Source organism: Parasphingorhabdus halotolerans (genome assembly GCF_012516475.1).
GTDB classification, from domain to species: Bacteria; Pseudomonadota; Alphaproteobacteria; order Sphingomonadales; family Sphingomonadaceae; genus Parasphingorhabdus; species Parasphingorhabdus halotolerans.
In genome coordinates this window covers 2,922,945-2,935,291 of the sequence record NZ_CP051217.1, presented here as the reverse complement: position 1 = coordinate 2,935,291, position 12,347 = coordinate 2,922,945, and the positions used below count along the sequence as shown (strand labels likewise).

The following is a 12,347-nucleotide window of genomic DNA, read 5'->3' as shown; positions in this document are numbered from 1 at the left end:
TTTAATGTCTGCTTTCGGGATAAAGCGGAATCCGTCGGAACGTCCGACGTTGGGGCGCATTGAAGACGGACGCTCCTAGGCCGAATGCGGAATATCTGCTTTGGGGTCGCGAACCCAAACAGCTGACATTCGAAAACTGTCTGCTGCGGACGTTTCGGTTCGCAACCATCTATGACCGTTTACGATCCCATACCTGATATGTACTCAAAACCCATCGCTACGAATTAACTATATTTTTCAATCATTTACTTCCGTACCGTCTTCTTCGGTAAAGAAGCGCATCTCGAAGAGTTGTTCCTTGTCCGCCTTGTTTGTGGCGCGAACGCTGTGAAGACGGCCCGCTGGCAGATTATTGCGAAAATACTCGACTGACTGCCGAGCGGCCTCCATCGCCATCAACGTGGTTGGTTTCGTACCGGGCATCTGGATGTCGAGGCTTTGCTTTCGCAGCAAATCGTCCTCCGGAACTCTGAACTTGTATTCTACTAGCATTTTAACACTCGCTCCCATTTCATTGGCCTGCTGCTGATGCCGCTTCGCATATTCCTCATCGAACATTGGCGAAGCAGCATCGCTGGCAATCTTCTGGACAACGCCTATCCCGAGCCATGACAGTGCTTCGGCCTCGTCCTGCTTGGATTGGTCCCAGGCACCCTTCTTGTTCAGATTGCCGTGAAAATAGTGCCCGCGCGTCGAGATCAGGTGATCGATGACTTGCTCTCTGCTCGGACCGTCATTGATTAAAGTCAGCGTATCCGAAGGATGTTTTATAAGATCGGTTTTCCATTTCGACAGGGCATGATCGATCGCACCGCAAAGGGCTGCCGACTGGCTGAAGGATTCTTTCAGTTGCTTCGTTTTGAACTTACCTCCGCCATACAGCGCCTCGATCAGCAGGAATGCAAAACGATAGGAATCAATATAGCGCTTGGCGGCGAACGCCTCACGCGCCATCGACACCAGAGAAGATATGAAGTCCGGACCTTCGCTGTCTTCGGCGGCCATCAGGGCGCGCGTGAACAGATCATATGTCAAAGGGAGCGGCTTGCGCTCCTTCTTGCCTATCTGGAACGATGGCAAAACGATCTGCTCCTCTTCCTCGGGGGTCTCTGCTTCATGATAAATCGTCACAGCGTCGATACTGATCGACGTATCGAAAAAGCACTGGAGATAGGAAAAGGCCCGTTTGATATGGTCCCGAACGACGGGAACGAAAATATCATTACCAGTAATTGTGGCCTTCGATTTCTGATCCGGTGTGTCGATGACGGAAAACGCCATGCTGGCATCCATCCCGCTTTTGGTAAACTCAATCGCGGTAACAAGGTTGTTTTCTTCCACCAACTGGCATTCCCCGCCGAGCAGAGGTACCGGCCAATGATCCTCGACGCTGATGGCCCGGTCGAGGGGGAATACATAGCGGATTTTCATCCTACATCTCGCTCACGATGAGCAGCTGCCTCGCGCTCTTCGATCATCTCCTTGGCAACGCTGAAATCATCGTCAGGATCAATCACAAACCGATGCGCAAAAAAGGCTTGCATCGAATTGTAGCACTGAACCTGCTCGGGATCGACCGCAATGGACTGGCCTGCCCTGATACGTCTGATCATAGCATTAACCGGGTCAAGATCGCGACGCAGCTCCAAAGCGCTCTTCATTTGTTCGGCTGTGATTTCTCCCGCCCTTAGTTTTCCAAGCGCGTAGCTCGCTACCTCTTTATTGAAGGACTCGTCCGATGTTTTCATCATCTGACCCAGAACAGCCTTGTCGTAGGCGCATAAAAGGACATCGGAGGATATTGGAAGATAAATTTGAATGTAAGCCGCCCCAATACCAAGATGGCCTCTATACACAGTCCTAGGTTCGTCATTGTGAAGCACAACTGGGTGGTCTCCGATATAGAAAGATCGACCTTCGGGCGCTGCCATCAGAAAGAACTCTTTTTCAGCAATGATCTCGGCGTACTTTCCGAGGTGCTGAATCTGGTGCCGAACGTGTTCAGTCTTCAAACCTTCCTCATCCAGATTCATCAACCCGTCCACTTTCGCAGGATCGAAGCCCATTCGTCTCACGTGGCTTCGCATTTGCTGATCCAGCCGTTCGGGCATCAATCGCATGCCTTTCGTTCTGATGAATTGGAAAGCGATCAAAGAGGCTAAGCTTCCAATTTCTTCTTGAGTCCGCTCCAGCGTTTTCTCTATCCTAATTCGTTCGACAATAGGTGCTAGTTGTGCCTCTATTTGACTCGTCCATGGCTCGATTGTGGCCAATATATCTTCATCAACCCAAAAATCATTGAAGCGGCGTTCCCCCATGATGTTGTCGATGGAAGTAGGAAACGATCTTTGTTCATTAAGATCGAGTACGTGAACTTGCTCTTTGGCGGCCCTCTTTCGATCCTTGCTTAGGAAACCTCTCAGTAAGAGTTTGGGCACATAATGCTGATGCTGAGCGGTCACCGAGATACCTATTTTCTTTTCAATTGTTCTTTGTTTCCTGATCTAACCAAAAATTGCAGCTAAAGTTGTTTAAATAGCGATCGTGGGAGCTTGGCTTGGCCTCGAACGTTTCTGGCATCCTGGCCGGATCACCCTCAGATTTGAGAAACTCTCTAACTGCGTGCAGGGCTTGCATTCGGAGCGTTTCCCAATGACCATACAACTTTTCTTGGCGTTCGCGCTCGACTTTGGCAGCGCTGGGCTTTCGCTTAGGTTGTGGGCGGGTGTAGTCGGGTCGCATGTCAACATTGTGGAAGAATTGAATGGAACCATAGAACCAAGGATCTTGAATCGTGCGGCGACACTGATAATTGACCCGCACGTCAACCTTATCTGAGAAGGAGTGCGGTGGAATGATCGCATCATCGAGTAAAATCAATTGTGTCTCTTTTTCTTGATCCTCTAAGCGCCGCCTCATTTCGCGCACGGCGGATGTTAGGTCATGACCAGAACTCCACGCTTGGGTGTGAGTCTCAGAGCGCTTTTTGGCAGCCTTAGCTTTGGCAAAATTTTCTAAATCTCGTTCGAATTTCCGAAGTTGCCTTGTAATGTACGGGCCACAGCTCAAAAGACCCAAATCGTATAGTCCACCTGAAGATGCCCGGTCCAATGCTTCACGAATACATTGGTCAATCTTTTGAAGGTCAAGCGCTTTGATCGCGCTCATTTCGTGTCTAGAAATATATAGGTTGCTCATCCTGCTATCACCGAAGTTGTATTCTGAAACCTGCTCAAAGCAATCGCTGCCAATTAGGTTGGATTTCTAAATCTTAATTTGGGTAATTTTGATCCTAGCGCTATGGGAACAATAAGGGAACGGAAAAATGTGAGCTATGGAGGTAAGCTTGGGTGACGCTCTTGGTCCGAGATTTGGGCGTAAAGCGGATATTCGATTGGTTCGCTAATGGAATAGGTTGTTTCCCACTACATCCCCTATTCGATTACTCGCTTCCAGCAACGTAGCATCATCAAGATGAGCGTAGCGTTGTGTAGAATTGATCGCTGCATGCCCCAACAACTTTCCAATCATCGGCAGCGTCTCTGATCCCCGCGCAGCAAAACTGGCATAGTTATGTCGTAAATCATGAAGCCGCACATCCTTTAGGCCAATTTCCTCTCTGAAATTCGCCCAAAAACACCCGACCGCGCCACCGGGCCTTTTCTGTTCCATAGGAAACACCCGCGCCTCACCTTTCTGGCGCGGGATGCTTGCAATAAGCGCCTGCGCATCTTTCCCAAGCCAGACGATACGCGGCCCAGTCTTACTGTCCTTCAGCTTCAGGCGGCGTCCATGCACCTCCGACCATTTGAGATTGACGATCTCCCCTCGCCTGCAACCAGTCAGAGCCAACAACATGATGATCGTCGCGATCATCGGCTCGTCTTTGCGGGCTTCGATAAGCGCCTTTCCCAATCGTGCCGCTTCTTCGGGCGTCAGGAAGCGCTCGATCTTGCGTCCCCGATTGCGTCTGATCGCATTAAACGGATTGCTGTTTTCCGGAAGATATCCCCACTGCTCGGCTTTGTTGAACATGGCGCGCAAAATTTCACTGGCGCGGTTGGCCGCGCCCGGCCCTGCTGCGCGGGATAGCTGCGCGTGCCAACGGATGGCATCGGCAGGTTCAATCTCATCAAGAAATTTGCTTTCGAAGGCCTTGTTCAAATGCTTGCCGCGATAGAAACTCTGAGTCTTTCGTGTCGATGGCTTCCAATTGGGCGATGAAGTTTCCCAATAATATTCCAGAAACTGCTGATAGCTGGGCATGTCATGAGAGCGCTTCTTTTCATCCGCTGGGTTCATTCCAAGCTCAATGCGCAAGATAAGACGCCGTGCGACGTCCTTTGCCACCGTTTCACTGATCACCGCAGCATTGGCAATCGTGACCGTGCGCTGCCGTCCGCTTATGCGCATTTGCAAGATATAGACCTTTCTGCCTGACGCATGTTTGCGCACACCAAAGCCAGGAACGACTTTGTCAAAGACTGTTTTGCGCTCCGGTTTGCCGAATTTATCAAACCGGTTTTCAACGCGGGCAAGCTCTTCGCCAATGACGCGTTTCAGATCATAGCTGGTCATGAGAAATCCCCATCTGAGACGCGAGGCCGGAACAGACACGTTCGGCAGATTCACAGATCACATCATCTGCCAGATGCGCATAGCGCGCTGTAGATTCCGGAAGAGCATGGCCGAGTAATTTTCCGATGATAGCCAGCGGAATGCCATCTGCAATGGCAGTCGAAGCAAAGCTGTGGCGCAAATCGTGAAGTCTCACATCGGGAAGCGCGGCGCGCTTTCTTATTTTATGCCAGTACTGGCTTAGGTTGATTGGGTCGCCTGACCTTGTTGCCTGAAAGACAAAATCATCCGGCTTGCCCTGTTCAAGCGCATTCAGCACATCAACGGCTTGTCTGTTCAAATAGATGGTCTTGGGACCGGTTTTGCTATCGGGCAGCACGAGGCGCGGTATTTGAATATAGCGCCAGCGCAGCGTTTCGATTTCGGAGGCTCTGGCTCCGGTATAAAGAAGCATAAGGATTGCCGGAACAACATCCGGGTTGGGAAGTTCAGAATCTGCCAATACCCTGCCCAAGCGCTTATATTCAATTGGCGACAGATAGCGTTCCGGAAGGTCGCGCTTGTAGCGGGATACGCCGCGACAGGGATTTGTTCCCTTGGGCCGGTGACCCAATTGCTCGGCATAGCGCATCATTACAGACATTAGTGGGATGGTACGATTGAAAACACCGGTCCGCTTGGACAGCGCATCGCGCCATCGGTTAATATCTACGCGTTCGATCTGGTCAATCTGCATCTTTCCAAATACCGGCACTAACTCCCGCGCAATATATCCCTGACAGGCCTTTTGCGTTGTTGGCTTCCAGTGCTGCGCATAGTCGCGCCAGAACTCGTGAACATACTCATCAAATCTGGGAACATATTTTTGCTTTGGTTTTGTGGGCAGCCCAACAAGCGCAGCCTCCGCAATCAGCTTCCTTGCTTCGGCTCTTGCAATATGAGCTGGCACCGCCCTTGCCGCGCCCAACGTTTTCATCCGCTGCTGTCCGCGATACCTATATTTGACGACCCATGTAACTTTTCCGTTTGACCGCTTGCGCAATCCAAATCCGGGAAGTTCAATATCCCATGTCACGCCAACCTTGAGCGAAGTGCGCCTTGCGACATTACCGTCCAGCTTTAGGCGTATGGTCTTTCTGCGACGGGAGACCCCCTGTAATTTTGACCCAGCTAACTGCTGGTCATTTGAGGAATCATGTTTGCGAGTTTTATGCCGTTTTCCATTCATTCATGCAATCTAGATTGCGTACGGTGTGCACTTTGTTGTTCCCTATTCGGACATGTTTTGATCTTGGTGATCTGGAAGACGAAAAGAACTCATTTCTCCCCGTTACCGGCGGACTTCATAGCCGATCCGGCGTCTGATGGATAGAGTTTATTGAAAGAGGTTTGTTCTCATCAAAAGGCGTTCTGGTAACAAATAGCCATCTTGTTCATGCAAACTGCGGTGCGGTTTGAGGGTGGATTACCAGTGAGGGAAATGCCGTTTCGTATTTCCGAAACGACCGCTTTTCGTTTTGACTAATCGAACAAAAGAAAGGCCCGGTAGCATCCGCTACCGGGCCTTGGAAAGTTGCAATGTTGGTTGCGATTAGTCAGTGGATTTGGCTTTCGCCTTGGAAAGAAAATCGACCTGTTCGGCAATGATTTCGCAGCCGTAGCGAGTGATGTCATTTTGATCTGTCCACTTGGTGTAATGGATACGTCCTGTAACCATTATCATGGCACCTTTGGTGACATGTTCGGCAACACATTTGCCGATACCATTAAAGCAGGTAATGCGGTGCCATTCGGTTTCCTGCTGGCGTTCGCCTTTACTGTCTTTGAAACTGCGCGTTGTTGCTAAAGAGATGTTGGTGATTGTTGCGTCTGACTTGGTTTCGCGAACCTCTGGATCGTTTCCGACGAAGCCGACGAGTGTGACTGTGTTTTTCATGTGAAGATTCCTTTTCGAAGCTGTTTTGTTCGCCCAAGGGACCATCCCTTTGACTAAGCCCCGAAAGGTCCGGTTGGGGTCTGGACTGCACCGAATGACAATGAGGGAAACCCCGCATGAAGGGGTGGCGCGGGCAGGCATCCGCAGGATGACAACACGGCCCTGAAATGCGCGGGTTGCATGTCCTTGCACCATCCGGACAGGGGCGGTTTATGTCATGCAAGGGGATGTGTTTTTGAATGACTAATCCGATTCAGAATTTCTTCAAATACAAATCAAATTTGGTCAACATTTGACTTCCGACCCTTAGTGGTAGCTTCCGCAATTGCGGAAAAAGTTCGTTATCGCATTCCAGCCATGCTCGATAAATCAGAGCGATGGGCAGCCGAATTCCTTCAAGCAGTTGGTCCGAATCACTGGTTTCTGAGGTTTCAGTTCCCAAACCCAAATTGCCTGTTGATCCAAATCAATTCGTAATGCGGCGTCTGCCGCTAAGAGCTCCTACTATATCAATTGGAGCGATAAAATGGTTCGAATTTCAAGTCGCCTTGTTCTCTCCTATTTCGTGATATTGCCACTTTTGTTCGGGTCACCCGCGGTCGCGGGTTCTGCGGGTGCTAAGGGAGAAGCGGATGAAGCCATAAAGCCCTATATCGAATTGCGTTACCGGCTGGAAACGGTCGATCAAGACGGCCTGCCGCGCGATGCCACTGCATCTACGCTGCGCGTGAAGGCGGGCATTGAGTCAGGCGAATGGCAGGGATTCAGTTTCAAGGTGGAGGGCGAGGCGATTGCCAATGTCGGGGCTGAGAAATTCAACGATACGCTGAACGGAAAAACCCAGTTTCCGGTGGTTGCTGATCCCGAAGATGTTGTGCTCAACCAAGCTTATGTGCGGTGGCGGCATGAGGGTGTTGCCGATATCAAATTGGGTCGGCAAACGGTCAATCTCGACAACCAGAGATGGATTGGTTCTGTTGGATGGCGCCAAAATGACCAGACGATGGACGCGGCATTGGTGACGGTCTCGCCTGCGAAGGGGTTTTCAGCAACCTATGGTTATAGCTGGCGGGTTAACCGGATTTTCGGACCGGACTCGCCAATCGGTACGTTCCGGAACAACGATATTCATCTGATCCAAGCAAGCTATGATGCGCCGGTCATTGGCAGTATCACGGCCTATGCCTATCTGCTGGATATCCCGAATGCGCCGGGCGCTTCCTCGCAAACTTATGGCGTGCGGCTGGCGGGCAAACAGGATCTGGGTGGCGCGAAATTACTCTATACTGCGGAATACGCGCAGCAGTCCGACTACGGCCCTAATCCGGCCAATTTCCGGCATGATTACTTGCTGCTGGAGCCGGGTATCGCGACCGGGCCGGTGACGGTCAAAATCGGACTGGAGCGGCTGGAAGGCGACGGCACAACCGCGCTGCGAACACCGCTCGCAACGCTTCACGCCTTCAACGGCTGGGCTGACAAGTTCCTGAATACCCCCGCCAATGGTCTGCGCGATATTTATGGGGACGTTGTCGTCAAACCGAACGGACCGAAATGGCTAAAAGAGACCACATTCCGGGCGGTCTATCATGACTATAAATCCACAAGCGGTAATCTGGACTATGGGCAGGAATGGAATTTTCTGATCGCGCGCAGCTTTGGAAAACATGTTTCTGTGTCACTCAAATATGCTGATTATGACAGCGACGGTTTTGCAACCGACACTCAGAAATTCTGGTTTACCACGCAGTTGAAATTCTAATGGCCAGTTCCGAACAAACTGCCGGCGAGAAGCGTCGTGCCTATAACGGCCCGGCCTTCTTCAGCCATGGATTCCGTCCGTTCTTTTTCTCCGCTGCGCTTTTTGCCGGGCTGGTCATCCCCTTATGGATGGCGGCTTTCTCCCATGGCTATGCCATTGGACCCGAGGGCAATGCGCTAGGCTGGCACGGCCATGAAATGGTTTTCGGCTATGTCGCGGCGGTGATCGCGGGTTTTGTAATGACTGCGATTCCCAACTGGACCGGGCGATTGCCGGTCATGGGTATGCCTTTGGTTCTGCTGTTCCTGCTTTGGCTGGCTGGCCGTGTCGCGATGTTTGTAGGTGGAAACGGCCTGTTGACCTCAACCATCGACTGCCTGTTCCTGATCGTAGTGGCCGGGCTGGCATGGTGCGAAGTTCTCGCGGGCAAAAACTGGCGTAATCTTCCCGTCTGTTTGCTAGTCGGGCTGCTGGCGGTTAGCAATGTGCTCGATCACGCCGGAGATGCGCTCGGTTTCCCCTATCAGTTCGGCCTGAGAATGGCGCTAGCATTGGTAACGACTTTGATGATGCTGATCGGCGGGCGGGTCATTCCATCTTTCACAACCAACTGGATGAAGAAACAGCGGATGGCGGTGATGCCAGCGCCGTTCGGTCTCTATGACAAAGTCGCCTTGCTGTTCGCCGTTATTGCCTTACTGAGTTGGATTATCGATCCTGATGCGAAGGCGGTCGGTGTCGGTTTCTTGATTGCAGCTGTGGTCCATACTATCCGATTGATCCGATGGCGCGGCTGGCAATGCGGCAAAGACCCGTTGGTGCTGATTCTGCACATTGCCTATTTCTGGATTCCGGTTGCACTTGGATTGATGGGACTGGCGATATTGCGGCCTGACCTTCTTACATCCGCCCACGCTCTACACGCGCTAACCACCGGTGCAATCGGACAGCTAACGATGGCGATAATGACAAGGGCGAGCCTGGGGCATTGCGGGCGGGAACTGCGCGCTGGCGCGGGAACTGTGCTGATCTATCTGCTTATCTTTGTCGGCGCACTTCTTCGGGTATCACTGCCGTTTACGGGGGTCAGCTATGCACTGGGCATGTCCATTGCAGGATTCATCTGGGCCGCAGGGTTCCTTCTGTTCGCCGCGCTTTACGGGCCAATGCTGTTTGCGCCCCGCCGATAAATCCGGTCACAACTGCAATTAATTTTAGCTTTTGATCTCGATCAATGTTGCAGGCCACCCGGCCTGACAAACAGAATCTCAAAATCGCAGGTTTAATACTCGCGATCACGGGGAAGACATCATGCAGGATAATTCGCAGGTAAAACCGGGCCAACAGCACAAAGCCCTGGGGATGAGTACCTTTGCTTTCACCATATGCTTCGCGGTCTGGACGATTTTCTCAATTATTGGCATTCAGATCAAGGAGGATCTCGGGCTTAGCGATACACAATTTGGTTTGCTCGTGGGCACGCCGATCCTGACCGGATCGCTGTCGCGGATATTCCTTGGCATCTGGACAGACCAATATGGCGGACGGCTGGTATTTTCACTGACCATGCTCGCGGCAGCGCTGGCGACGTTCCTGCTCTCATGGGCTGATAGCTATATCGTTATGCTCATCGCCGCGCTCGGCGTTGGCCTGGCAGGCGGCAGTTTCGCGGTCGGCATTGCCTATGTTTCCAAGTGGTATGAGCAGAAAAGGCAGGGTACGGCGTTGGGTATATTTGGTGCTGGCAATGTCGGTGCGGCAGTCACCAAGCTTTTGGCCCCGATGGTGCTTGTCGCCTATGGCTGGACGAGTGTCGCTCAGCTTTGGGCTGCTGTCCTCGCGATAACTGCGATTGTGTTCTGGTTTGCCACTGAGGATGATCCGGACATCAGGTCCCGCCGGGAAAGTGGAGAGAAGCCCCGTTCCGCATTGATGCAACTGGAGCCGCTCAAGAACCAGCAGGTCTGGCGATTTGCGCTATACTATTTCTTTGTCTTCGGCGCCTTCGTGGCACTGGCACTGTGGCTGCCAAACTACCTCATCAATGTATATGGTCTTGACATCAAGACCGCGGGTCTGCTCGCAGCGGCCTATTCGATCCCCGCCAGCTTGTTCCGCGCCTATGGCGGACATCTGTCTGACCGCTATGGTGCGCGCAAGGTCATGTATGCAACGTTCGGCGTATCGCTGATCTGCCTGTTCATGCTTTCCTATCCAAAGACGGACTACATCATCCACGGGATTGAGGGACCAATCGCCTTCTCGACCGAAATGGGTCTGGTTCCTTTCGTCGTGGCGATCTTCATCCTCGGCTTCTTCATGTCGCTCGGCAAGGCCGCAGTCTACAAGCATATCCCGGTCTATTATCCTGAGAATGTCGGTAGCGTTGGTGGTCTGGTTGGCATGATTGGCGGGCTTGGCGGTTTTGTCCTACCGATCGCGTTTGGCGCGATGAATGATCTTACCGGTATCTGGACCAGCTGCTACATGCTGCTGTTCGCGCTGGTAGGCGTCGCACTCGCCTGGATGCATTTCTCGGTTCGTCAGATGGAACAGCGTGCGGTTGGCAAGCAATTGTCCGAACTGCCCGAATTCCCCGAAATGGAAAATGTCCAGGACGCGGCTGTTCACAGAAAAACCCATGCGCAGTCCAAACTACTGGAGGAATGGGAGCCCGAGGATGAGGAATTCTGGGCGGACAAGGGCGCCAAAATTGCCCAACGAAATTTGTGGATTTCGATTCCGTGTCTGCTACTCGCCTTCTCGGTCTGGCTGGTCTGGTCGGTGGTTGTTGCCAAGCTGCCGTCCATTGGTTTCAACTATACCACGGACCAGCTATTCTGGCTGGCCGCCTTACCGGGCCTATCCGGCGCGACGTTGCGAATATTTTACAGTTTCATGGTGCCCATTTTCGGCGGACGGCTTTGGACGACCCTGACCACCCTGTCACTAATGATACCGGCATTTGGTATCGGCTATGCGGTGCAAAATCCGGAGACGCCATATTTTATCTTCTTGACGCTGGCATTGCTGTGCGGCTTTGGCGGCGGCAATTTTGCCTCTTCGATGGCGAATATCAGCTTCTTTTTCCCGAAACGGCAGAAGGGCAATGCGCTGGCACTTAACGCAGGGCTCGGCAATGCCGGTGTCTCGGTTATGCAGTTCCTCGTACCCATCGTCATCACTGCCGGCGTCTTTGGCGCTATCGGCGGCGAACCGCAAACACTTGAAGATGGCAGCCAGATGTGGATGCAAAATGCCGGTTTCATCTGGATACCCTTCATCCTGATCAGTTCTGCGCTGGCATGGTTCGGTATGAACGATATTGCCTCTGCCAAGGCGAGCTTCTCCGAACAGGCGGTGATTTTTCAGCGCAAGCATAACTGGATCATGTGCTTCCTGTACACGGGGACTTTTGGATCATTTATCGGCTATTCGGCTGGCTTCCCGCTGCTCAGCAAGATTGCCTTCCCTGATGTGGACTCGTTGAAATATGTGTTCCTGGGGCCCTTGGTGGGTGCGGTTTCCCGTGCTGCCACAGGCTGGATCTCGGACAAATGGGGCGGCGGACGCGTTACCTTCTGGACGTTCCTCTTGATGATCGCGGCGGTGGCGGGTGTGCTCTACTTCCTTGGTATCAAGGATCAGGAAGGTGCATTCTGGGGCTTCTTCGCGATGTTCATGCTGCTGTTCTTTGCAACCGGCATCGGCAATGCGTCGACCTTCCAGATGATCCCGATCATCATGCGCAAGGAAGTGGGCCGGCTGATGCCCGACCTGCCCGCCAACGAACAATTGCGCAACGCAGAGAAGGAGTCCGCAGCAATTATCGGCTTCACCTCTGCCATTGCCGCTTACGGGGCGTTCTTCATTCCGAAAGCCTATGGCAGCTCGATTTCGATGACCGGTACACCCAATGCGGCCTTGTGGGGATTCCTGATCTTCTACGTCGCCTGCGCCTTGGTCACCTGGAATTACTACACCCGACGAGGAAGCCTGCTCCACGATATCGAACGGGGCAAAGAAGCCGCCGTTCCAATCCCCGCCACCGCCTGAATGAGGACCTGAAAA

General features: G+C 52.4%; 9 protein-coding genes. 3 read left to right on the top strand and 6 right to left on the bottom strand.

The annotated features are described in order from the left end of the window. Positions 1–237: 237 nt before the first annotated feature. The 6 genes from HF685_RS14390 to HF685_RS14365 form a co-directional block, all read right to left on the bottom strand. A complete protein-coding gene (locus HF685_RS14390; protein WP_168820582.1) occupies positions 238–1,431 on the bottom strand; it encodes a hypothetical protein in 1,194 nt (397 codons plus the stop codon). Continuing rightward, on the bottom strand, positions 1,428–2,462 hold the full coding sequence (locus HF685_RS14385) for a DUF4238 domain-containing protein (protein ID WP_168820581.1): 1,035 nt from the start codon (positions 2,460–2,462) through the stop codon (positions 1,428–1,430). Before HF685_RS14385 ends, HF685_RS14390 begins: the two co-directional genes overlap by 4 nt. 19 nt (positions 2,463–2,481) lie before the next feature. After that, entirely contained in the window at positions 2,482–3,168 is a 687-nt protein-coding gene (locus HF685_RS14380; RefSeq protein WP_168820580.1) for a hypothetical protein, read from the bottom strand. A 234-nt stretch (positions 3,169–3,402) separates the two neighbouring features. Continuing rightward, complete coding sequence (locus tag HF685_RS14375) at positions 3,403–4,578, bottom strand: tyrosine-type recombinase/integrase (RefSeq protein ID WP_168820579.1); 1,176 nt, start codon at positions 4,576–4,578, stop codon at positions 3,403–3,405. Continuing rightward, positions 4,565–5,653: a tyrosine-type recombinase/integrase gene (locus tag HF685_RS14370; protein WP_246218638.1), complete on the bottom strand. Its 1,089-nt coding sequence runs from the start codon at positions 5,651–5,653 to the stop codon at positions 4,565–4,567. The genes HF685_RS14375 and HF685_RS14370 overlap by 14 nt, the downstream gene beginning before the upstream one ends. A 516-nt stretch (positions 5,654–6,169) precedes the next feature. Beyond that, entirely contained in the window at positions 6,170–6,514 is a 345-nt protein-coding gene (locus tag HF685_RS14365; protein WP_168820578.1) for a single-stranded DNA-binding protein, read from the bottom strand. 526 nt (positions 6,515–7,040) lie between these two features. On the opposite strand from HF685_RS14365, the gene HF685_RS14360 reads away from it, so the two are divergent. The 3 genes from HF685_RS14360 to HF685_RS14350 all read left to right on the top strand — a co-directional run bounded on the left by HF685_RS14360 (position 7,041) and on the right by HF685_RS14350 (position 12,332). After that, positions 7,041–8,276, top strand: coding sequence for an alginate export family protein (locus HF685_RS14360; RefSeq protein WP_168820577.1), 1,236 nt, complete (start codon positions 7,041–7,043; stop codon positions 8,274–8,276). Next, the gene (locus HF685_RS14355) at positions 8,276–9,466 is read left to right on the top strand and encodes an NnrS family protein (protein WP_168820576.1); all 1,191 of its coding nucleotides are present in this window, start codon (positions 8,276–8,278) and stop codon (positions 9,464–9,466) included. Before HF685_RS14360 ends, HF685_RS14355 begins: the two co-directional genes overlap by 1 nt. A 121-nt stretch (positions 9,467–9,587) precedes the next feature. Next, a complete protein-coding gene (locus tag HF685_RS14350; protein ID WP_168820575.1) occupies positions 9,588–12,332 on the top strand; it encodes a nitrate/nitrite transporter in 2,745 nt (914 codons plus the stop codon). Positions 12,333–12,347 lie beyond the last annotated feature (15 nt).